The organism is Nitrosophilus alvini, assembly GCF_015100395.1.
In the GTDB taxonomy this organism is placed as follows: domain Bacteria; phylum Campylobacterota; class Campylobacteria; order Campylobacterales; family Nitratiruptoraceae; genus Nitrosophilus; species Nitrosophilus alvini.
In genome coordinates this window covers 419,341-441,601 of record NZ_AP022847.1, presented here as the reverse complement: position 1 = coordinate 441,601, position 22,261 = coordinate 419,341, and the positions used below count along the sequence as shown (strand labels likewise).

21 protein-coding genes are annotated in these 22,261 nt (G+C 36.8%); 10 read left to right on the top strand and 11 right to left on the bottom strand.

The genetic code is table 11. The features are described 5' to 3' along the window. The 3 genes from EPR_RS02350 to EPR_RS02340 are packed head-to-tail and all read left to right on the top strand — an operon-like array spanning position 1 to position 2,254. The gene (locus EPR_RS02350) at positions 1–1,503 is read left to right on the top strand and encodes a DUF1538 domain-containing protein (RefSeq protein ID WP_200763674.1); all 1,503 of its coding nucleotides are present in this window, start codon (positions 1–3) and stop codon (positions 1,501–1,503) included. Further along, positions 1,500–1,847: a P-II family nitrogen regulator gene (locus EPR_RS02345; protein ID WP_200763672.1), complete on the top strand. Its 348-nt coding sequence runs from the start codon at positions 1,500–1,502 to the stop codon at positions 1,845–1,847. Before EPR_RS02350 ends, EPR_RS02345 begins: the two co-directional genes overlap by 4 nt. Before the next feature lie 8 nt (positions 1,848–1,855). Beyond that, the gene (locus tag EPR_RS02340) at positions 1,856–2,254 is read left to right on the top strand and encodes a CBS domain-containing protein (protein ID WP_200763670.1); all 399 of its coding nucleotides are present in this window, start codon (positions 1,856–1,858) and stop codon (positions 2,252–2,254) included. On the opposite strand, the gene EPR_RS02335 is transcribed toward EPR_RS02340, so the two are convergent. The 5 genes from EPR_RS02335 to EPR_RS02315 form a co-directional block, all read right to left on the bottom strand. After that, positions 2,244–2,987, bottom strand: a complete 744-nt coding sequence (locus EPR_RS02335) for a DUF72 domain-containing protein (RefSeq protein WP_200763666.1) — start codon at positions 2,985–2,987, stop codon at positions 2,244–2,246. The two genes, EPR_RS02340 and EPR_RS02335, sit on opposite strands and share 11 nt — an antisense overlap. Next, entirely contained in the window at positions 2,977–3,429 is a 453-nt protein-coding gene (locus EPR_RS02330; protein ID WP_200763665.1) for a YbhB/YbcL family Raf kinase inhibitor-like protein, read from the bottom strand. Before EPR_RS02330 ends, EPR_RS02335 begins: the two co-directional genes overlap by 11 nt. Positions 3,430–3,668: 239 nt before the next feature. After that, the gene (locus EPR_RS02325) at positions 3,669–4,244 is read right to left on the bottom strand and encodes a hypothetical protein (protein ID WP_200763664.1); all 576 of its coding nucleotides are present in this window, start codon (positions 4,242–4,244) and stop codon (positions 3,669–3,671) included. Beyond that, positions 4,219–6,228 carry a TonB-dependent receptor plug domain-containing protein gene (locus tag EPR_RS02320; RefSeq protein WP_200763662.1) on the bottom strand — a complete coding sequence of 670 codons (2,010 nt, stop codon included), beginning with the start codon at positions 6,226–6,228 and terminating at the stop codon, positions 4,219–4,221. The genes EPR_RS02325 and EPR_RS02320 overlap by 26 nt, the downstream gene beginning before the upstream one ends. Positions 6,229–6,240: 12 nt before the next feature. Then, positions 6,241–8,640 carry a sensor domain-containing protein gene (locus EPR_RS02315; RefSeq protein ID WP_200763659.1) on the bottom strand — a complete coding sequence of 800 codons (2,400 nt, stop codon included), beginning with the start codon at positions 8,638–8,640 and terminating at the stop codon, positions 6,241–6,243. A gap of 208 nt (positions 8,641–8,848) precedes the next feature. Here EPR_RS02315 and EPR_RS02310 point away from each other — a divergent pair, with 208 nt between their 5' ends. Continuing rightward, the gene (locus EPR_RS02310; protein WP_200763657.1) at positions 8,849–10,762 is read left to right on the top strand and encodes an EAL domain-containing protein; all 1,914 of its coding nucleotides are present in this window, start codon (positions 8,849–8,851) and stop codon (positions 10,760–10,762) included. On the opposite strand, the gene serB is transcribed toward EPR_RS02310, so the two are convergent. Then, positions 10,753–11,373, bottom strand: coding sequence for a phosphoserine phosphatase SerB (gene serB / locus EPR_RS02305; RefSeq protein WP_200763656.1), 621 nt, complete (start codon positions 11,371–11,373; stop codon positions 10,753–10,755). The genes EPR_RS02310 and serB overlap by 10 nt on opposite strands. Before the next feature lie 126 nt (positions 11,374–11,499). On the opposite strand from serB, the gene EPR_RS02300 reads away from it, so the two are divergent. Together EPR_RS02300 and EPR_RS02295 are read left to right on the top strand one after the other, a co-directional pair. After that, positions 11,500–12,414, top strand: coding sequence for a methylenetetrahydrofolate reductase (locus EPR_RS02300; protein WP_200763654.1), 915 nt, complete (start codon positions 11,500–11,502; stop codon positions 12,412–12,414). 91 nt (positions 12,415–12,505) lie between these two features. After that, a complete protein-coding gene (locus tag EPR_RS02295; RefSeq protein ID WP_200763652.1) occupies positions 12,506–15,013 on the top strand; it encodes a response regulator in 2,508 nt (835 codons plus the stop codon). Between the two features lie 10 nt (positions 15,014–15,023). On the opposite strand, the gene EPR_RS02290 is transcribed toward EPR_RS02295, so the two are convergent. The 5 genes from EPR_RS02290 to EPR_RS02270 form a co-directional block, all read right to left on the bottom strand. Continuing rightward, a complete protein-coding gene (locus tag EPR_RS02290; RefSeq protein WP_200763650.1) occupies positions 15,024–15,734 on the bottom strand; it encodes a UDP-2,3-diacylglucosamine diphosphatase in 711 nt (236 codons plus the stop codon). Continuing rightward, positions 15,724–16,731, bottom strand: coding sequence for an N-acetyl-gamma-glutamyl-phosphate reductase (gene argC, locus EPR_RS02285; RefSeq protein ID WP_200763649.1), 1,008 nt, complete (start codon positions 16,729–16,731; stop codon positions 15,724–15,726). The genes EPR_RS02290 and argC overlap by 11 nt, the downstream gene beginning before the upstream one ends. Positions 16,732–16,766: 35 nt before the next feature. Next, a complete protein-coding gene (gene greA, locus EPR_RS02280; RefSeq protein ID WP_234697157.1) occupies positions 16,767–17,255 on the bottom strand; it encodes a transcription elongation factor GreA in 489 nt (162 codons plus the stop codon). Positions 17,256–17,321: 66 nt separating this feature from the next. Further along, positions 17,322–18,347, bottom strand: a complete 1,026-nt coding sequence (gene lpxB / locus EPR_RS02275) for a lipid-A-disaccharide synthase (RefSeq protein ID WP_200763647.1) — start codon at positions 18,345–18,347, stop codon at positions 17,322–17,324. Continuing rightward, entirely contained in the window at positions 18,344–19,141 is a 798-nt protein-coding gene (locus EPR_RS02270) for an NHL repeat-containing protein (protein ID WP_200763645.1), read from the bottom strand. The genes lpxB and EPR_RS02270 overlap by 4 nt, the downstream gene beginning before the upstream one ends. 84 nt (positions 19,142–19,225) lie before the next feature. Here EPR_RS02270 and EPR_RS02265 point away from each other — a divergent pair, with 84 nt between their 5' ends. The 4 genes from EPR_RS02265 to EPR_RS02250 all read left to right on the top strand — a co-directional run bounded on the left by EPR_RS02265 (position 19,226) and on the right by EPR_RS02250 (position 22,248). Beyond that, a complete protein-coding gene (locus EPR_RS02265; RefSeq protein WP_200763643.1) occupies positions 19,226–20,149 on the top strand; it encodes an AEC family transporter in 924 nt (307 codons plus the stop codon). A 63-nt stretch (positions 20,150–20,212) separates the two neighbouring features. Further along, positions 20,213–20,992, top strand: a complete 780-nt coding sequence (gene surE, locus EPR_RS02260; RefSeq protein ID WP_200763642.1) for a 5'/3'-nucleotidase SurE — start codon at positions 20,213–20,215, stop codon at positions 20,990–20,992. Further along, the gene (locus tag EPR_RS02255) at positions 20,989–21,624 is read left to right on the top strand and encodes a tRNA threonylcarbamoyladenosine dehydratase (protein WP_200763640.1); all 636 of its coding nucleotides are present in this window, start codon (positions 20,989–20,991) and stop codon (positions 21,622–21,624) included. Before surE ends, EPR_RS02255 begins: the two co-directional genes overlap by 4 nt. An 84-nt stretch (positions 21,625–21,708) precedes the next feature. After that, a complete protein-coding gene (locus EPR_RS02250; RefSeq protein WP_200763638.1) occupies positions 21,709–22,248 on the top strand; it encodes a hypothetical protein in 540 nt (179 codons plus the stop codon). Positions 22,249–22,261 lie beyond the last annotated feature (13 nt).

Sequence of the window (22,261 nt, the reverse complement as noted above, 5' to 3'; positions counted from 1 at the left end):
ATGAAAAAACAATTTTCTATTTTAATAAAAGGGCTCAAAGATTCTTTCAAAGATCTTCTTCCCATAATTGCCGTTATAGCTTTCTTTCAAATCGCCATTTTGCATCAGATACCAGAAAATATCATCTCGACAGCGATAGGCCTGGGTATAGTCGCATTCGGATTAGCCGTTTTCATTTACGGACTCGATATTGCCATATTTCCCCTGGGTGAAAACCTGGCACATGAATTTGTCAAAAAAGGTTCTCTTTTTTGGCTTCTCTTTTTTGCCTTTTTGATCGGCTTTTCCACAACTGTAGCAGAACCGGCACTCATAGCGATAGCTCAAAAAGCGGAAATCATCTCTTCAGGCAGACTTGATGCTTTCTGGCTGCGGATAGTTGTGGCATTGTCTGTCGGTACTGCGATAACTCTCGGAATATTTCGCATAATACTCGGTCATCCTATACATATCTACATAATATTTGGCTACATCATAGCGGTTTTGATAACATTTTTTGCTCCAAAAGAGATAGTCGGACTCGCTTATGACTCAGGAGGCGTTACGACTTCTACCGTTACCGTACCTCTGGTCACTGCACTTGGCGTTGGTATAGCATCCAATATCAAAGGAAGAAATCCGGTGATCGACGGTTTCGGTCTCATTGCATTTGCATCTTTGACACCTATGATATTCGTTCAGCTTTACGGAGTAGCAGTCTACAATTTCAGTGAACCTGTCGAAACCGCCACAGCAGCCATTGCGGCAAAAGAGATCATAGAAACTAGCATAAATATCCATCCGCTTATGGCGATGCTGTATGATTTTCTCAGTATTGCAAAAGATGTTATACCGATAATTGCAGTTATTCTTTTTTTCCAATATTTCATCATAAAAAAACCGCTATCAAACCTGCACAAAATAGCAGGCGGGGTGTTTATGGTCATACTTGGACTATACGCCTTTATGGTAGGTCTGGATATGGGACTTTTTCCTCTGGGCGAGTCAATGGCTTTGCAGTTGACGGAAAAAGGGAATATATATCTGGTGTATCTCTTCGGTTTTTTGATAGGTTTTTCAACTACTATGGCCGAACCTGCACTCATTGTTGTAGCTGCAAAAGCAAAAGAGATAAGCAGCGGCAAGATAAACGATTTTTGGCTTAGGATCTTCGTAGCTCTCGGAGTTGCAGCAGGTATTGCTCTTGGGTGCTATCGGATAGTCCAGGGCGATCCTATTCACTACTATCTCATAGCAGGATATATTGTTGTTATAATAATCACATATTTTGCGCCGAAACATATCATACCTATCGCTTATGACTCGGGAGGCGTTACAACTTCTACCGTTACCGTGCCGCTGGTAGCCGCACTTGGGCTTGGGCTTGCAACAAATATAGAAGGACGCGATCCTTTGATAGACGGTTTCGGTCTTATCGCTTTTGCATCGCTTTTTCCGATGATAACAGTCATGGGATACGGAATAGCCGCACAGAAAATCATCAAAAAAGAGGAGCCGAAATGAAATTTTCCGTACTTGTAGCCATAGTAGACAACGAACTGGAAGAGAAAGCTATAGAGATAGCTAAACAAAACGGTGCCGGAGGAGTAACAATTCTAAACGGAAGAGGCAGGGGACTCAAAGAAAAAAAGATCTTTTTCGGCCTTACATATGAGGGAACCCAAAGTATACTGCTCTTTATCCTTGAAAAAAAGATATCTGTAGATGTAATGAAAGCCATGATAAAAGAACTGGAACTAAAAAAAGAGGGAAACGGCATAGTGTTCAGCCTTCCTGTAGAACACATCGCAGGTATTGATGTAAGCCAGCTATCAAAATTTAAAGATTATGTCATAAACGATATATAGGAGAAACCATGGTAGTAAAAGAGATAATGAAAAAAGAGGTTGCAACCATATCCCCGCTAGCAAGCCTCAAAGAAGCTCTGCAAAAAATGAAAGATTTGAAAGTAAAGTCCCTTGTAGTAGAAAAAGTAAAAAAGAGTGATGCTTACGGTATCATAACCTATTCTGACATCATCAAAGCTATCATCGCGGAAGAGGGAGGGATAGACCTTTTCAACGTTTATGATATATATTCCAAACCTGTCATTACAATAAGTGAAGAGATCGATGTAAAATATGCTGCACAGATGATGATAAAATACCATGTGCGCAGACTCCTGATAACAAACGGCGAAGAGATTAGGGGAATTTTATCTATGAGTGATATGCTTGATGCTTTATGGGAAGAGATGGTAGAACTTAAAGATTAGAATCTTTATTTAACAACTCTATCAGCCTTTTAGCATTTTTAGGAGCATTGCCTTCATAATCGTTGTCAAAATAACAGAAGATCTTTTTGCCTTTATTTGTTGCATTTTTTATAAATCCGGCCCATTCCAAAAGGGACTCTTCACTGTAGCATCCCCTGTAGGGCCCGTCGGGACCGTGAAGCCTGATATATACAAATTCTGCAGTTATCTCTTTAGGAGATTCTCTTTTGTTGAAGTCGTATATACAGAAAGCTGCATTGTATCTTCTTAAAAGCTCATATACCTCTTCTTCAAACCATGTAGCGTTTCTAAACTCAAAAGCAAATCTGTATCCCACTGGCAAAATATGCAGAAACGCGGCAAGAAGGTCTATATCGATTTTAAGCGAAGGAGGAAGCTGAAACAAAACGGCTCCCAGTTTAGCTTTCATAGGCTTAATCAGATGCAAAAATGCATAAAGATCGTTTTTACAGTTTTTGAGTTTTTTATAATGGGTGATAGAACGATTGGCTTTTAAAGAAAAAACAAAATTGTCCGGGGATTTTTCAATCCAATGCTCAATCGTTTTTGATTTTGGCATATGGTAAAAAGTACTGTTTATTTCGAGTGTATCAAATTTTTTTATATAGTAATCAAAAAATTTCGTTTTCGAAAGATCGGCTGGATAAAAAACCCCTTTCCAGTGTTCGTAGTAAAATCCGGATGTTCCTATAAAAACAGCTCTATCTGGCATATCTTCCCATCAACACGGCCTCTCCTATTATATGTCCCCTCATCGCATTTAAAAGATCTGCTTTGGTTATTCCAGGATCTAACTCCATTTTCGTATCTAGAGCATAAAGCTTTATAAAGTACCTATGAACTCCGCCGGGTGGACATGGACCTTTATATCCTATCTGTGAAAAGTCATTTACACCTTGTCTTATATCCATATCAAGATATGGAGCTTTGGGTACATCTTCCGGCAGACCTTCAAGATTCGGAGGAATATTGTATATTACCCAGTGGACAAATGTACCCATCGGTGCATCCGGATCATCCATTATAATGGCAAGACTTTGCGCACTTTGCGGTATGTTTTCAAAAATAAGCTCAGGAGAGACATCTGCTCCGTCACAAGTATATTTTGTAGGTATAAAACCGCCGTTATCAAACGCCGGGGAAAATATATTCATCTCGTTTCCTTCCCCTGCCGTCACATCGGCAGTTGATAAAAATAGCAGACAAACCAAAACAGATAACCAGCGCATTTCTCTTTTCGGTACCTTTTTCTGACTCTTTTAAACTGTTCCATTCTCTGCAAAGAGAGACAGATTGTTTATATTATGTAATAATAAATATTAATCGAGACTTAATTAAAACCAATCAAGAGACAACTTTCATAAAAACGGAGTCAGAAAATTATATCTATCTTTTATCTTTTATATATTTTGCATATAGAGACAAAATCCGCCTTAAGCCTTATACCGGCTTCTTTCACGGCACAGGCATTTAATAGCGGTTTTATATCTCTTCCTATATTAAGGGAAATCATTGCACCGTATTTAAGATAGAGAGGGTCATATACAAAAGAGAGGATTTTTTTTAATTTCGCTATTTTTGCAGCTCTGATTAACTCTTTTTTGGGACCACTGAGAAAAATCACAGCTGTTGCAGGGATGTCAACTGTAAAAATTCTGTATTCATACATTTTAACTTTCAGAGGATATTCCAAAATCCTTTTTCCATAGTTTTTTTCTATAAATTTTTTCATCTTTCTTGCGATATAAAGATCTTTTTTCTCATATAAAATAGCCAATATCACAGTTTTGTTTACTAGTTTCTTTTCATAGTCTTTGTCAAAAAAAATGATTTTGGGATAGACTTTGGCTTCAATTTCAACTACGGTATCGTTATAGTAGTACGCATTGGCATATGAGACAAAAAAGAGAAGTAAAACTGTAATAACCTTTTTTAATACGTTTTTACCAGTTTTTGATGAATTTGACATAAAAAGTTCTGCCTTCCCTATGATAATCGTCCATATATGTTCCCTTTTTTGCAGGATAAACAACATCCGCATCGAAAAGATTTTTAACACTCAGTACAAGTTCGCTTTTTTCACCAAACTTCCAATCTACAACCTGATCAAATACTACATATCCTCTTAGACTATCTCTTGTATCATCAGTTGCTCTTTTTCTCTCCGAAACATATTTTATTACAGATGAGAGTCCAATTCTTTTGCTTGGCCTGTATATTAATGCCCCTTTTGCTAAATGCTTGGCAATATCAGGAAGAGCTCTTCCTTTTTCATCTTCCGCATCAACAAAGGCATAGCTGGCAATTGCCGTTATACCGGAAGAATATCTTTTCTTATATTCAGCTTCAATCCCTTTATGTATACACTTTCCTTCTACATTTTTATATATATTTTCTATCAACTCTATACTATCTATCTGTTCCATATAATAGAAGTTGATATTGAATCTTCCGCTTAAACCCTCTTTGTATACCCATCCTATCTCAAAAGTATCCGTTTTTTCGGGATCTAGATTTTCGTTTCCTATGATTTCCGGGATTTTTTTGCTGTATAATTCCATCCAAGATGGTGCCCTGAATGCTTTCTGGTAAAGCGCCTTTATGTTATTCGACTCGTCTACTCTATATACAAGAGATACTCTCGGATTGAAACTGGAACCGAAATCGGAATAAAAATCTGCTCTTGCACCAAGAGATATATCGAGATTTTTTGCTGCTGAAATTATATCCTGAAAATAGAAGGCTTTGACTCTTCTTCCTATATTTTCTTTTATAAAATTCTCCTCCCCTGTGTATTTTGTATACACTTCCGTAAAAGGCGCACTGTACTCTTTATAAGAATCAATATCGTGACTATAGCTCAAAAATGCTCCGAAAACGATATCGTGGTTATCAAAAAAACTACTTCTTGCCATAGCATCGGCATAAAAGGTCTCCTCTTCGAAATATGCTCCGGCAAGAACATCATTTTTATATGTGTATCCGCTGTAAATATCATACCAGCCGGCAGGATAGAGCATATACTCAACATCGATGGTATATCTTCGGTACCCTGCTTTAAAAGAGTAATCCAAATAATTGTTGATTATATCTTTATATTCCATCTGGGAAAATAGAATAGAATGGGAACTTTTTCTGTCATAATCTCCTTCCAGAATATTCGCAAATCCATAAAAATTGCCATGCTCATAATATTTGTAGCGGGAATTAAAAGAGATCTTCCCTTTCCTCAGAAATAGTCCAGCAGAATACCCCTCTTTGTCTTCATCAGTTTTTCCGGGCGAATAGGAGTTTGCTTCGAGATATGTCCCGTAAAGCGCATCCCTTCCGCTATCAAGACCCTTTTTCTCTCTTGTAAAATAAAAATCGAGTCCTGCAGAAAAATCATCTTTTATATATCTTTTAACAAAACCGGTAGATCTGTTTTTATAAGAGCCGGTCTGAAGAAAAAACAATGCTCCTTTATCATGACGGCTCGCTTTCGTAACTACATTTATTACACCCATATAGGCGTTCGTTCCGTAAAGGGCGGAGCCGGGCCCTCTGATGATCTCTACTCTCTCTATAAGCTCTGCGGGAAAATCAAGATAGTAATAGATAAGCCCGTAAAATGTATCTGTCACCTCTACACCGTCGATCATAAGTTTTATCTTCTCTTTTGTTTCGACTCTAGTTCCTCTGATGATAACGATATCTGCTCCCCCAGAGCCTATGGATATCTCTATACCGGGAACGAAACTGAGAAGATCAAGCAGATTTCTCGCTCCGAGCTCTTTTATCTCTTCATAGGTATAAACACTCATTACAGAGGGTACATCACTAAGATTTATTTTTGTTCTAGTAGCAAGAGTAGTTGCCTCTTCCAGATCTTGTAGAAAGTTTTCAATATTTTGCGAAAAAACTGAAGTATATATTAAGCCCAGACATATTACCTTTTTAACTATCTCTCCCAACCGGACTCCTTATCATGAATAGACTCTAAAAAGCGTTATTTTGCTACTTTTTTCACTCTCCTTAAGAAACTCTTCAAAATCTTTCGCACACATCGGCTCTCCAATATAGTTACCCTGGGCTATATCGCATCCATATTTCTTTAAAAATTCAAGCTGAGCGGCAGTTTCGACACCTTCGGCGACAACTTTGAAACCGAGTCCATGCCCCATAGCTATGATAGTCTGCACAAGCATCGCATCATCAAGATCATTGGGTGTATCCTTAACAAAAGAGCGGTCTACTTTGATTGTATCTATCGGAAACTGTTTCAATATAGAAAGAGAAGAGTATCCTGTTCCAAAATCATCAATAGAAATACTCACTCCCATTTTTTTCAATTTTTTTATTATTTCTATACTTTTCGTTTCATATTTCATCGAGATGTTTTCAGTAATCTCAAGATCTAGACAGCAAGGCTCTATTTTGGTCTGTTCCAAAACCTTTTCAATGGTTTTTGCCAGATTCGCATGCTGGAACTGTCTACCGGAAAGATTTACTGAAACTTTTATCTTTGTCAATCCTTTCTTCTGCCACTCTATATTCTGCCTACAGGCTTCATGCAATATCCACTCACCTATTTTTATAATTGTTCCGGTATTTTCAGCCAGTTTTATAAATTTTCCCGGGCTTATAATACCCAGAACAGGATGCTTCCATCTCAAAAGTACTTCTGCACCTGTAACTTCACCCGTTGCAAGACTGATTTGCGGTTGATAGTATAGAACAAATTCATTATTGCTGAGAGCTTGATGAAGATCGCTCTCGAGTCTTAACTGTTCTCTTATTTTTTTATTCAGTTCGGAGGTATAAAGCTGATAATTGTTTCTTCCCTGCTCTTTTGCATGATACATTGCCGTATCCGCATTTTTTATAAGTTCATCAGCACTTACAGAATCATCCGGAAATATACTTATTCCTATACTTGCAGAGGTATAAAACTCTTTGTTTTCGATAATCCATTTTCTGTTTATGGTTTCGATGATTTTTTCTGCCACATTTACCGCATCGTCAATTTTATCTATCTCCGGAAGCAGAAGAATAAACTCATCTCCCCCCACTCTTGCCAGTGTATCACCATCTCTTATGCATTTCAAAAGCTCGCTGCTTACAGATTTTAAAAATTTATCGCCAATCTCATGCCCCAGCGTATCGTTTATAAGTTTAAAATGGTCAAGATCCATAAAAAGAACAGCCAATCTATACCCGTGTCTTTTTGCCATAGATATGGCGAGATTGAGGTGGTCTTTGAGCAGAAATCTGTTGGGAAGTCCTGTCAAAGCATCATGAAAAGCCTGAAACCTGATGGTTTCTTCCGCTTTTATCTGTGCTGTTATATCGAGAGCAGTTCCGATCAAAAGAGGTTTTCTGTCATACTCCCTTTTGCCGTGTATGTTAAGATACTTTATTTTATCCCCCACTTTGATTTTACATACAATATCAAAATATTCACCCTTGGTGATCGCATTTTTGAGTGCTTTGACAAAAGTTTTTCTGCTACTTATATCGATATAGCCGAGCATCTCCTTGACAGTTACTCTTTTTTTACCTATTTTGAGCCCTGTTATATTGAAAAGTTCCTCACTCCAATAGATATTTTTACTTTTTATATCATACTCCCAACTACCGATATGTGCGATTCTCTGTGCGTTTAGAAGATGTTTTCTGCTTCTTTGAAGTGTCTCATTGAGTTGCTTAAGCCTCTTTGTGTAGTTAATAATCTTGTCAACAAGATGCTTGGAGGCGTTGTTTATTATTACTATCTCATCGGACCCCTCAATTTCTGTAAAAACATTTTTCGGATTTTCCGGATCGAACTGTTCAAGTTTACGAGCAAGCGATTTTAACGGTTTAAGAAGTTTTGCCAGAATAGAGAGTATCAAAACCACAATCAAAACAAAAAATAGAATAGAAACCGCTATAAATTTATAATAATCGTTTATCATTTCTTTATAGTGTTTGTTTGAATAAACTATCTCAAGATAACCAAGATGCTTGTTTGTAAGAGGATCTGTCAGCTTTATCCTTTTGCTAAAGCCGTCCAAATTTTCATTATCCGATTTTACGCCCTCATTTGAACTTATACGAATCATCTCTTTTTCAAATCTGTCAAGTATGCTAAATGATAGGATATTCCCATTCAGTTCCTGCATCTTTTTGAGTATCTCTCTTGCCCCGTCCCAAAAACCGAGACTTACATTCATAGCTAAAGATGTAGAGTGGGATTTAAGTATCTGCTCAATTTTGTCCTGTTCTGCATTTATAAAATTTTTCTGAGCAATTTTTATGTTTGAAACATTAAGATAGATAATATATATAGATGACATTAGAATAATAATAAAAGAGAGTTTGAAAAAAATGGAATGTCGATTCATCAGCCTGCCTGTTGAAAAGCTAAAAAGTCAAAGGAAATTTTTTATTTTTCACTAAAATGTCATACTTAAAATAACAGTATCATATAAAAAAAAGTTTTAAATTGTCATAAAACCTGTTTGTTTAAGAAAGCCGCAGTTTTTTTAAAAAACCCTAAAGGATAATTTTTATAAAATAATACTCAGCAACAAAAGCGCTCTAAGGTAAATAATGAGATTTTTATTATTTTTTATACTTATTTTTACTGCTACTCTTCTATTTTTTGAAAAACCCTTTGACAGCGACTCTCTTTTTGAAAAATTTATATACATTCATTCACTGGCAACAGCTTTTTTAATAAATCTATTTTCAAATACAAAAGATTTATATTTTTCAATGAAACATGACTATATTTATATCTCTATTTGCATATTCTTTCTTTTTACAACATCAGTTTTTTACAAAAGAAAATATAAAGATGCCAAAACCAAATATCTTAAACTGAAAGAAGCTTCAAATAATATTTCCGAAGGTATTCTTTTTTTTGACAAAGATGGAAATATAAAAGAGATAAACAGTGCCGCAGAAAAAATTCTCACTCTTGACAAAAATCCAAAACATCCCCACTGCCTAAATAAAACTGTAAAGATAGTTTCTGAAAAAAAGATAAAAGAACCTTTCGTTAAATTTCTATTGAAAGAGTACGATAAAACAGATCAAATTAGAAAAGAGTTTAAAGGCACACTTGATATATACGGCAAAAAGATTACATGCGACTTTGTTTTAATAAAATTTGAAAGCAAAGAGAAGTATTGTCTAATAATCAAAAAAGACTCAAATCTTGTAAACCTTTCAGCAAACAGTCCTTTTTATGATCCTTTAACCTCACTTCCTAATCGTACCAATTTTCTGAATCATTTACAACACGCGGTCATAACAGCAAAATTAAAAGAGGCAAATTTTGCTGTTCTTTTTATAGATCTGGATTTTTTTAAACTGATAAACGACACCCTTGGGCACCATTTCGGCGATAAGGTATTAAAAGAGGTGGCAACAAGAATTCGACTCTCACTTCCTTCAAACGCAATACTTGCAAGATGGGGCGGAGATGAGTTTACAGCACTTATACCGGAATATAAAAACATAGCACAGATATCATCTATCTGCAGAAAAATCATCGAAAGTATATGCAAACCGTTCAATATAGAAGGACATGAATTTCATCTATCTTCCAGTATAGGAATAAGCATTTTCCCCATAGCGGCAAAAGACCCGCAGTCTCTTATAACCAATGCTGATATTGCCATGTACAGGGCAAAAGAGAGTGGAAAAAGCACTTTCAGTTTTTACACCGAAGAGTTGAACAAAGAGATAAACGAAGATATTCTCATAAAAAACGCCATAAGAAAAAGTATAGAAAATGAAGATTTTATGCTCTATTATCAGCCTCAAATAAATCTTGAAAACAAAAAGATAGTAGGAGCGGAAGTTCTTCTAAGATGGATGCATCCCAAACTAGGCTTTATTTCTCCGGAAAGATTTATACCCATAGCTGAAAATATGGGAACAATTCTAAGTCTGGGCGAATATGTTCTGAAAAAGAGTTGCGAACAGATAAAAAAATGGCAAAAAGAGGGACTTGTTCCCGTAAAACTGGGCGTGAATGTCTCTTTTAAACAATTTCAAAATCAGAATATCGCAAAAAATATTGACGATATCTTAAGAAAGTATGAGGTCAGTCCCAACCTGCTCAAAATAGAGATAACCGAAAGCATAGCTATGGAGAACGAAAGCCTCACTATAAAAAAGATTCATGAACTCAAAGAGCTTGGTCTGGAGATCTCGCTAGATGATTTCGGAACCGGATATTCATCTCTGTTCTATCTGAAAAAACTCCCTATCGACACTTTAAAAATCGATAAAGCTTTCGTAAAAGGTCTGCCACAGAGCCATGAAGATATGACGATAATCAGTTCCATTTCACAGATAGCCCGTACACTCGGCTTTACTCTTGTTGCAGAAGGAATCGAGACAAAAGAGCAATACAGTTTTATCAAAAAGCTTGGGTGCGATACGGGACAGGGCTTTTATTTCGGTCGCCCTATGCCGGCTGAAAAATTTAAAGATTTTCTTCTTTACGCATAATCGAGCAATAATGTAAGGTCTTTTTTCTCTATTTTTACATTTGCCTCTTTTTTAAGTATCTCTTTCGCACAAAATGCCACACGCGTTTTAGCATGTTTGAACATGCTTCTGTCATTGGCACCGTCACCTACAGCTATAGTGTTCTCTTCGGATATACCAAGAAGACCCTGAAGTCTTGCAAGCATATCTCCTTTGCTGAAATCAAACATCATATCGCCACCGACAAGCCCCGTAAGTATTCCATCTTTCGAGTGAAGTATATTTGAAAAATCTGCATCAAATTCTAGAATCTCTTTTGCATATGTGGTGGCGTTTCTAAATCCGCCACTGAAAACCACTACTTTATACCCTCTCTTTTTAAGCTCTTTTATTGTCTCTTTAGCTCCCGGCATATATGGAAGGTTATGACAAATCTCATCCACTTTACTCAGTTCCAACCCTTCCAAAAGTCTCACTCTCGTTGTCAAACTCTCAAAAAAATCGAGCTCTCCTTTCATAGCCATTTCAGTAATAGCAGCCACTTTTTCTTTTAATCCCAAAGCATCTGCCAAAAAATCTATAGTTTCCCCATCCATTAAAGTGGAGTCAAAATCAAATACGCATAGTTTCATTTTGTTCCTTGGTATTTCTTTTTGCGTTTATTTTTGTACTCTAATAGTTCCGATATTTGCCGAAACTGACACCAACCCTCAATCTGATTTGGTATAATACAAAAAATTTCGTAATATGAGGATAAAATGTTTGATACGCTCGTGAAAAAACTTAGAGAGGGCAAGTATATAACGCTTGAAACCACTCCTGCACACCTGCCTACGTTCAACCCTATTATTGAAAAAATAAAAAATCTGAAAATCGCAAATCAAATAGACGGATTTACTACTACAGACAACCCTTTGGCAAGACTCAAATACAACTCTATCCTTGCAGCTATAAAACTGCAGAACGAATTTAAAAAACCAGCCATTGCCACAATAAGTATGAGAGACAGAAATAAACTTGCTCTACAATCCGACCTTCTTGGGGCAAACGATTTTGATATAAGAGCTATCCTCGCCCTTACCGGCGACAGTGCAAAGATAAGCGACCAACCGAATACAAAAGGGGTTTTTGAAGGGGACAGTACCCTTCTGCTCGATATCATAAAATGTTTCAACGCCGGAATCGACTACAGCGGCAAACCATTTAAAATAAAACCAAAAAAAATTTATCCGTTTGCTGTGAGCAATGCATATGCCAAAAATCCAAAAACTCTTTTCAAAAAATTTCAAAAAAAGATCGACTACGGAGCAGTAGGAATAATAACACAACCGGTGTTCGCCAAAGATAATGCAAGAATGCTTATAGAACTTTTTTATGATGCAAGAGAAGAGTTCAATAACGAAAAGGCAAAGTCCGAACTTATTTTGGGATTTTTCCCGATCACAAAACTTCGCACCGCACAGTTTCTCTCTTCCCATGTACCAGGTATAAATGTTCCGAAAGAGTGGATAGACCATCTTTACAAAGCGAATAAAATTTCGGAAGAGGAAGAGAACAGAGTGGGGTTGGAAATGAGTAAAAATCTTTTTAAAGAAATTTTGGAACTGCACCCCAAAATACATATAATGACTGCAAACAGATTCGATCTTGCAAAAAAGATTCTTGAAGAGTAAGTTTTTGTAAAAATTTTTTTTATATATTTTAGGTATAATCGCTTAGTTTAACCTATTTTCCTATAGTAAATTATTGTTAGCAAGGTCATAGATGCTTCTTTTTCGTCTGACAATAGCAGCAGCACTTCTTTTTATACCCGCTTTTTCAAGTCCAGGCAAATATAAAATAATAGTCGCATCATATCTGAAAAAAGAGGATGCAGACAGAGCTTTGCAAAAAGTGAAAAAATTTCTGGAGCAAAACAGTAGTGTTTCAAATCTGAAAAAAAAACAAAACTTTAAGATACTTAGCCGCGCCTCCGGAAAATATTACATTGTCTCGATTGAGCCTTTCATAGAAAAAGATGCTATGCTTTCGGTCCTTGGAGTTGTAAAAAAGCTTTTCCCGGACGCTTTTTGGAACAGATATACTCCATCGTTGACGACAACGGCAAACAACAAAGTTCCCTCAAAAACACCTAAAACAAAAATAGAACAAAAACAGCCTGCAAAAACAGATAAAACAGAAACTGAAAAAAAACCGATATCTGTAGAAACCAAAAAGATACCCCCGCTACAAACACAAACACAAACACAAACAAAAGCAAACACCGAAAATGACAAAGCCGCTTTATGGGGATTTATATTTTCAGCTCTCATAATATTCATATTTCTACTTATTATCCTCGAAACAAGAAAAAAGAATAAAATTCTTTCAAAAGAGAATAGAGAGTTAAAAGAGACTCTTAAAAACAAAGAAGAGTTTCTGGCAAGATTTAGCCATGAACTTCGAACACCTCTAAATGCAATTATAGGATTTACCCATATCGTTTTGAAAAACAACCGCGACCGCGAACTTCACGACAATATAAAAAAGATAGAAAATTCTGCGGAACTTCTTTTAAATCTTATAAACGATATTCTTGATTTTTCGAAAATAAGAGCCGGAAAACTGAATCTGGAAAATAGAGATTTCAATCTTAACGACCTTCTTGAGAATGTTGCCGATATTATATCCATCATAGCAAAAGAGAAGGGTCTCGAATTTGTTTACGATATAGAAAAAGGGATACCCCCTCACCTTGTAGGTGACCCTTTGCGTATAAAACAGATTTTGATAAATCTTCTCAGTAATGCGGTTAAATTTACAGAAAAAGGGGAAGTGGTCTTAAAAATTCGAAAGCTGGAGAATACAGGCAAAAATATTATCCTGGAGTTTGAAGTAAAAGATACCGGCATAGGAATGACGCCAGATCAGATAAAAAAACTTTTCAAATCTTTTTCGCAGGCCGGAAACAGTCTGCCGGGCAGATATTCGGGAACAGGACTCGGGCTTGTGATAACAAAAGAGCTTGTTGAAATTATGGAAGGGAAAATCGACGTAAAAAGTGAATATCTCAAAGGCAGCTCTTTTATATTTGATATTAAACTCAAAGTTCAGGAGAATATAGATAGAAGAATCTACAGACTTCCTTCCAGCACCATGCTTAACAAAAAAATTCTGGTAATCGACAATGAGACAAATATACATGCAATTTCAAATATTCTTGAATATTTCCATTTTCACTTACAGCCTGCATCGACTTTTGAAAAGGCGAAACATCTCATATCTCAAACCGATTTTGATATAGTTTTTGTCGATGAAGATATGATCGATGAAAACGTACTTAATGAACTTGGTATAGTAAAAAAAGAGAGAGGTATAAAAACAGTACTGATAAAAAACCCTTACTGCAAAAACAGAGATGAAGATTATAAAAAATTTTTCGATGCATTTTTGGAAAAACCTTTTACCCATAAATCGGTTTTTGATATTCTGGTAAAAATTCTGCAAGAAAACAAAAATGCGGAAAGAAGATTCGAAACCGAAAGAGTGAATTTTACAGGAGAAAAGATAGTTGTGGCTGAAGATAATGAAATAAACAGGGAACTTATAAAAGGCCTGCTTAGAAACAGCGGTTTAAAAATATATTTTGCAAAAAACGGAAAAGAAGCAGTTGAAGCGGTAAGAGAAGATGATGAGATAAGACTTGTTCTGATGGATTTAAATATGCCCGTTATGGACGGCTACGAAGCGGCCAGAGCCATACGTAGTTTTAAAAGTGAGGATTTTCCCATTATCGCACTCTCTGCAAATACGGCTGAAGATGAAATCCAAAAAATCAGTGATGCGGGTATGCAGGCATATCTAGGCAAACCCATAGATGTTACCACTTTTTTTCAAACACTCTCGAAATATCTCAACAACAAAGATATATCGTCTAAAAAAAGAGTTAACGAAAATATCCAAAAAACTCTCTTTTTGGACGACAGGCTCTCTCTTGAAGGCGAAGAGGGAGAGTTTTTCAAAAATATTTTGAACGATTTTATTGAAATGTTCAAGGATGCAAAAACCGACCTGCAACATTTTGCAAAGAGCGGCAGATTTGAGGAAGGAGAAAGACTTTCGCATGAAATAAAAGGGGTATGTGCAAATATCGGCGCACATGAACTGACCATCATATGCAAAAAACTGGAAAGCGCATTCAAAAAACATGATAGTGAGGAGATCTTTATACTTTTACCGTTTTTTGATATCGAATTTGAAAAGATAGCGAAAAGAAAAGAAGAGTTCAGCTGATTTTATAGCTTTAAAGCCTGTATATTCTTAAAACGCCTTTTTCAAAAACAGCATACTCCCCTTTGCATACAAAAGCGGGAAGATTATAATAAAGACTGTTTTGAATTTTAAAACTTCGGTTTTGGTGAAAATGCCCCTCTATTATAATATCCGCTCCTTTATAGTTTACGGCTCTTTTTTCTATTATTTTCTCAAACCTTTCGATTTTTCTGCAGAGATTTTTGGAATTGTTGTAACACTCTATCCTCCTGACAATAGCATTGTTTGAAATTCTGTTTAAAAATGAAAGAAAATTGAGCACCAATGGATTTTGAATAGTGTTTATATATAATTCATATCTTTTTGTTGTCCATCTGTCTCCATGAGAGATGGCAACTCTCTTTTTTTGCGAAAAGAAATACTGCGGCTGCTCTCTTCTTTTGAAAACTTTTATATTTTTGAAAATCTTTTCCAAAGCAAAGTCATGATTTCCTTCGAAATAAAACGACTGAATATTTAGAGCAATTTTATCCATCAGCCTGAGTATATCTGAATTCTCATCAACCGTTTGTCTGACAGGAGCTACAAGAAGATCGAAAATATCGCCCATCCAGAAAATCTGTGAAGGATTGAACTCTTTTTTTTCTATTTTTTCAAGAAGAGTTTTAAGTCTCTCTTTATTGTTGTTGCGCAGATGCGCATCGGATATAAAAAGCGCACCTTCTTTTAACTCAAGGGACATAGGCAATTTTCGGTATCCCCAAATCTTCAGGAAATGAGTGCATGATGTTGGCATTGACTACCGCCTGCGCACTTGCACCTCTTAATAGATTGTCTATAGCGGAAGATACAAAAAGAGTTTTTCCGTTAGCCATTGAAAATATATCGCAAAAGTTCGTACCAGATACCGATTTTACATCGGGAAGAGTTTCTCTTACTCTTACAAATATCTCATCGGCATAAAACTCTTCCAAAATCTCATTTGCATCTATCTCTTTTTTCAAGGTGGCATAACAGCTTACCAGCATACCCCTTGTAATAGGAAGCAGATGTGGAACAAAAGTAACGTCAAAGTCTTCCTGGGCCAAAAGAGCGGCTTTTTCTTTTATCTCTATCGAGTGTCTATGCTTTATAGGATTGTAAGCAAATATATTTTCGTTTATCGTTACATAGTGGGTCTTTTGGGTACACTTTTTGCCGGCTCCCGATACTCCGCTTTTTGCATCTATTATCAAAGGATGGGAGCTCTCAAGATATGGAAGAAAAGGTACTATCGCTAAAAGCGCAGCCGTAGGGTAACATCCGGGATTTGCTACAAGATCCGCACTCTCGATATTTTGCCTGTAAAACTCGGGAAGCCCGTAAACAGCATCTTTCAAATGCTTTTTATCGATATGGGGGCAGTAGTATTTTTCATAATTTTCCAGGCTCAGTCTGTAGTCAGCAGAAAGATCAACCACTCTAACACCAAGGTCCAGCAACTCTTTTGCAAATCCCATAGATGTTTTATGGGGAAGCGCTAAAAATGCCAGATCACATCTCTTTGCTATCTCTTTGGCATCCGCTTTTTCAACGCTTTTGGCAAATACCTCTTTAAAAGCGGGATGCATAGTCTCGATATCTTCTCCCCCTTCGCTAGTAGCGAGATAAGATATTTCAAATTTGGGATGATTTAAGAGTATCTTTATAAGTTCTAGTCCAGTATATCCGCTGGCCCCGACTATTGCACACCTTATCAAGAAAATCCTTTCGCTGTTAAAAATGGATAAAATTTTTACTTTTCAAACTCAATAGGCTTGTAATAAACCTCTTCTATTTCAAAGTCCATCTCGCCTTTGGGTAGTTTTACCGTAACCTCATCACCCTCTTCTTTGCCTATAAGCTGTCTTGCCAAGGGAGAGTTGAATGATATCAACCCTTTTTGCGGATTGCTTTCGCTAGCTCCAACTATCGTATATTCTATCTCTTCGTCCGCATCCAAATCTATAAGCTTTACGGTAGAACCGAAACTTACTTTGTCATGCGGAAGTTTTGAAGGATCTATCACCTGGGCACGGCTCAATATGTCGCTGATCTCTGCTATCCTTGCATCCGTAAAGGCAAGTTTTTCTCTTGCGGCATGATATTCTGCATTCTCTTTGAGATCTCCATGCTCTTTGGCTTTTTCTATCTCTTTTACTATCAAAGGTCTTTCGTTTTTAAGTCTTTCAAGTTCATTTTGAAGTTTTTCGTAACCGAATACGGTCATAGGCTCTTTTTGCAATTTGACTCCTTGTGTCAAAAAGTTTCAAATCATTATAAAATTATATCCAACTTTAAGCGGCTTTTGCTACCGCAACATATCCGCCACTCTTTTCGCACTTCCGTGCTTCAAAACAGTTCTAAGCCTCAAAGAGTTTTCGAGAAACTTTTCGCGGTCAAGCTCTTTATAATATTTCAGTAGGTTTTGCACATTTACCTCTTCTTGCAAAAGTTCAGGATGCACACTCTCCTCGTTCAAAAAATCCATTATGATATTTGCAAGCCCTACATGTTTTAGTTTCACAAACATTTTTGCAATCATATAATCTATAGCTTTTGCTTTGTATACAAGTACAAAAGGCGTTCCTATAATAGCAGCTTCCAATGTTGCCGTTCCGCTGCACACATATGCAAAACTGCTCCTTAAAAGTACCTCTTTAGCATCTGTGATAATTTCAAAACCGCTCAAATCTCCATATATTTCATCAATCTCTTTTTTTGAAAAATATGAAGGTACGGCAATAAGTTTTTCACCATCCAACTTTGCCGCAACCTCTCTGAATACAGGCATGAGTTTTTTTATCTCGCTTTTTCTGCTTCCGGGCAGAAATGCCGTTATTTTATCTTCAGATACGCTTTTTTTGACATCCTTTATCTCATCCAAAAGAGGATTTCCCACATATACTGCTTTGTTGTAAAATTTGGGCTCAAAAGGCAAAATAGAGGCGAGATTGTTGCAGTTTGCTTCAACCACTTTTACCCTTTTTCGCTTCCATGCCCATACCTGCGGAAGGATATAGTATGTTATCTCTTTTTCGGGATATTTTTTCTTTATCGCTTTTGCCAAAGGAATATTAAACGCCGGGGAGTCCATAAGCAGTACTTTATCCACGTCACCGGCCAAAAAAGCCATCTCATCGATAGCCTCTTTTGCTTTCATTATTTTTGGAATTACATCCAAAAAACCCATCACCCCGAACTCTTTCGAAGAGTATAGAGGCTCTCCCAGACTATCGTCAAATATCCCGGAAATCTCCACGTCTCCAAGCTCTTTTAGCACCTCTTTGAGGTGAATATTTGCAGATGGTTCCAGCGCGGATACAAGAAGTTTCATAAAAGTTCCTGTTCTGTTTCAACGATTTTACAGTTTTCGATATAGTTTAAAGAGAGTTCTTCTCTTTCAAAGCTTTTTAGGTCAAGATGAACTATCGTTCCTTCCTCTGCTATATAGATATCACACTCTTTTTTGGCAATCGCTCTTGGATTTTTGAGATTTTGTAAAATTGTTCGAACATCTTTCGATACGGGGTCGAAAACTTTCAGCTCACCCTTTTTCATATCCGTTATAAAAACCCTGTAGGCTCCGCATCCCCCTTGCCCAGCTGCGATCCCGCCAAAGATACCTGCTTTCAAATCGCCTGTATCTATCACAATCTTTTCGTTTTCAATATGACACAATCTGCCTTCAGTATCGGCAAAATAGAGATCATCGGACAAAAAAGCCATCAGGATTTTGCCTTTGCTTTCCACAACGGCGAAAAGCTCCGTTTTTCTGTTTTGTGTATTGAACGAAAATATTTTATTGTCGGCTGTTGCTATATATAAAATACCATCTTTGAAAGCCATATTGAAAGGACGGTTTATGCCATCCGTTATCGTCGATTTTTTTGAAAATCTGTCACTTATCCTTATGACTCTCTCCTCTTTGATATCGCTTATATAAAGATCCTCGTTAACAAACAGAAGCGATGCAATCGTACCAAATCCTGCTATTATATATTTCACATTTCCATTGAAGTCAGATAACAAAACCGTTGATCTGCTCCTATCGGAAATGGCAATATATCTGCTGTTTACAGCAATAGTTTCAGAAGAAAACTCTGCTGTATTCTTTTTTTGTTTTTTCATCTTTTTAAAACATCCTTTTGGATAAAATAGACATATACGTCAAAAAACACACGATAAGCATATCAAAACAGCAAAAGGTGACAGTTGTCTGCGATACTCTCTTTGCTTTCAATCTACTTCTTTATTTTAGTTGGCTATTTTAGCAAAAAATTTCTGCGCAATAAAATAGACGAAAAGACTCTTATTGTAATTTCTGTCTATATCCTGCAGCCTTTTTTGACATTTTGGGGACTCCTGAAAAGAGATATCGACCTCTCGCTTATCGCAACTCCTGCTGCATTTGCGACGATTACTATTACTGTAATGATTTTTCTATTGATCGCTTCAAAAAGACTTTTTTCAGACCCGAAAGAGCGATCCATCTTTATCATAGCTTCCGTAGTCGGAAATACCGGAAATTTGGGTATCCCTTTGGGAATCGCACTTTTCGGCGAAGAGTCGGTCCCATTTACCACCATGATAAATCTGGCAAACATTTTTATCGTTTATACATTCGGTGTATATTTCTACTCGAGAGGAAATTTCAGCATAAAGGAGTCTATCAAAAATATTTTCAGACTTCCGATTTTATGGTTTGCGATTCTTGCCATTATTTTTAACGTTCTTCACATAGAAGTTTTGCCACAGATAGAGAAAATGCTTCTGATGGGTGCGTATGCGAGTATAGTCATTCAATTACTTATTTTCGGCATATATCTCTATGCTGTAAAAATAAAAGAGATAAATATAAAACTTATAATATCAGTCAATAGCGTAAAGTTTATTTTCCTTCCCGTTTTTGCCTATTTTGTTATCTTTCTGCTGCCGATCGAACCTTTGGCAAAAGCTGTTCTGTTTATGGAGATAATGATGCCTATTGCCGTTACAAACGTAAATCTAGCCGCTCTTTACGACTCAAAACCAAAAGAGGTCACTGCTCTTGTATTTATAACTTCGATTCTTTTTTTGATTTTGATATTCGCCTACTTTCCTCTCATCAATTCACTCCTCGGCAGAAGCGCTTTTTGATATAATTCCAAAAAAGTTTATCTTCTTGCAAATTGTTACATCAACCGATAAAGGAAACGTTTCTTGAAAAAAATATTTATAACAAATGATGACGGATTTGAATCTCTGGGACTTAGAGCCTTGATTGATGCGGTGAAAGATATGGGGGAAGTTCTTATTGTCGCTCCGACTACAGAAAAATCTGCATGCGGACACAGTCTGACGCTTACCAGACCTCTTAGATTTATAGAAATTGACGACAACTTCTACAAACTCGACGACGGAACTCCCAGCGACTGCGTATATCTTGCTCTCAATGCGCTATACAAAGAGGGAGTCAAACCGGACCTTGTTATCAGCGGAATAAACAAGGGTGCCAATATGGGAGAAGATATCACATATTCCGGAACCGCCAGTGCAGCAATGGAAGCTGCTTTGCACGGCATACCCTCTTTTGCCATAAGCCAGGTATGCAAAAGCAGATGCCAGGATGTCGAACTGTTGGGTTACGAACTTGCAAAAAAAGTTGCAAAAGAATTAGCCGAAAAAATTTTAAATGGAGGCTTTCCCATTGGGCACAGAAGATTTTTGAATGTCAATATACCGCCGATAAGACCTGAAGAGTGTAAAGGATATAAAATAACAAAAGCCGGATACAGACTCTACGGAAACGATGCGCATCTTCACAGAAATCCACGAGGAGAGGAGTACTACTGGCTGGGTCTTCATCCTTTGGAGTGGAAGCCCTCAAACGACAGGATGTGCGACTTTGAGGCAATTAACCAGAACTTTGTATCGATTACTCCTATAAAAGCCGATCTTACGGCACATGAAGAGATAAAAAAACTTGAGGAGTGGATTTGAGATATCAAAGATGCAGAATGCTTTTCAAGGATGACTTTGAAAAGCTTCAAAATGCCAAAATACTTCTTTTGGGAGTAGGAGGAGTAGGCAGTTTCTGTCTTGACTGTCTTTACAGAAGCGGCGTAAAAGATATAACCATAGTAGACTTTGACATATACGATATCACTAACCAGAACAGACAGATAGGAAGCGAAAACGTGGGAGAGATAAAAGTGGAGGTCCTTTCGAAACTATACCCCGGTGTAAAAGCGATTCATGCCAAAATAGATAAGGAGTGGATAGAAAATTTCGATTTTTCAAAATACGACCTTGTTTTGGATGCGATAGACGATGTAAAAGCGAAAGTTGAAATTGCAAAAAAAGTCTCAAACAAACTTATTTCCTCTACAGGCTCTGCAAGAAAATGCGACCCGACAAAACTTCAAAGCGCTTCTATATGGAAAACATACGGTGACCCTTTTGCGAAAAAGATAAGATATGAACTGAAAAAAGCCGGATTCAAAGGTGATTTTACTGCTCTTTTCAGTCCTGAACCTACTCTATGCAAAGAAAAAGGAAGTTTTGTGGGCGTCACGGGCTCCTTTGGTCTCGCTCTTTGCTCGGAAGCTGTAAAAAGAATACTGAAAAAATAGAAAAAAACTCTTGTCGTCACTCTTTTGATATATAGATTAAGAATAAGTGTTATATAATCTTGACAAATACAAAAAGGAGTGACAATGCTCAGAATTACTTCATTTTTTCTTATGCTCTTCTTTTTTAGTGGTTGCTCTCTTGTATATAACACGGAAGCTCCAAAAATTACTAAAACTGAAAAATTCGTAATCTTGCCATTTGCAAATTTTACACAGACACCCATGGCCGGGTACAGAGTCGCCGGAATAGCAGAGGGAGTTTTTAAATCCTACGGTCTTGTTATAAAGGGAAGTTTGTGGGATATCGATGAGAGGGACTACACTTTAAAAGAGATAAGAGAAATGATCAAAAAGATGGAGAAAAATGATACAGCATACATTATAACTGGGTATGTAAATGAGTACAGGTACAAAACCGGTATAGACGGTGAACCTGCAGTAAGTATAACACTTAAAATATACGATACTGTACAAAAAAAATATATCTGGGGAAGTGTGGCCTCAAAAACCGGCTGGAGCTATCAGTCTGTAAGCACAATAGCACATGAACTTCTAAACGAGATGGCGTATGATATGATAAAAAGAGACAAAGAGAGAAAAAAATTATCTTTCCTCTTTTTTTAAATATTTTTACCAA

Excerpts from the sequence above, each read along its gene's own strand:
- EPR_RS02350 (WP_200763674.1), top strand. The coding sequence starts at position 1 with ATGAAAAAACAATTTTCTATTTTAATAAAAGGGCTCAAAGATTCTTTC.
- serB (WP_200763656.1), bottom strand. The coding sequence starts at position 11,373 with ATGAAACTATGCGTATTTGATTTTGACTCCACTTTAATGGATGGGGAA.
- EPR_RS02290 (WP_200763650.1), bottom strand. The coding sequence starts at position 15,734 with ATGTCCCTTGAGTTAAAAGAAGGTGCGCTTTTTATATCCGATGCGCAT.
- EPR_RS02300 (WP_200763654.1), top strand. The coding sequence starts at position 11,500 with ATGTTTGATACGCTCGTGAAAAAACTTAGAGAGGGCAAGTATATAACG.
- EPR_RS02330 (WP_200763665.1), bottom strand. The coding sequence starts at position 3,429 with ATGAATATATTTTCCCCGGCGTTTGATAACGGCGGTTTTATACCTACA.
- EPR_RS02315 (WP_200763659.1), bottom strand. The coding sequence starts at position 8,640 with ATGAATCGACATTCCATTTTTTTCAAACTCTCTTTTATTATTATTCTA.
- EPR_RS02325 (WP_200763664.1), bottom strand. The coding sequence starts at position 4,244 with ATGTCAAATTCATCAAAAACTGGTAAAAACGTATTAAAAAAGGTTATT.
- lpxB (WP_200763647.1), bottom strand. The coding sequence starts at position 18,347 with ATGAAACTTCTTGTATCCGCGCTGGAACCATCTGCAAATATTCACCTC.
- EPR_RS02250 (WP_200763638.1), top strand. The coding sequence starts at position 21,709 with ATGCTCAGAATTACTTCATTTTTTCTTATGCTCTTCTTTTTTAGTGGT.
- EPR_RS02335 (WP_200763666.1), bottom strand. The coding sequence starts at position 2,987 with ATGCCAGATAGAGCTGTTTTTATAGGAACATCCGGATTTTACTACGAA.
- EPR_RS02345 (WP_200763672.1), top strand. The coding sequence starts at position 1,500 with ATGAAATTTTCCGTACTTGTAGCCATAGTAGACAACGAACTGGAAGAG.
- EPR_RS02340 (WP_200763670.1), top strand. The coding sequence starts at position 1,856 with ATGGTAGTAAAAGAGATAATGAAAAAAGAGGTTGCAACCATATCCCCG.
- EPR_RS02270 (WP_200763645.1), bottom strand. The coding sequence starts at position 19,141 with ATGAAAAAACAAAAAAAGAATACAGCAGAGTTTTCTTCTGAAACTATT.
- EPR_RS02310 (WP_200763657.1), top strand. The coding sequence starts at position 8,849 with ATGAGATTTTTATTATTTTTTATACTTATTTTTACTGCTACTCTTCTA.
- EPR_RS02295 (WP_200763652.1), top strand. The coding sequence starts at position 12,506 with ATGCTTCTTTTTCGTCTGACAATAGCAGCAGCACTTCTTTTTATACCC.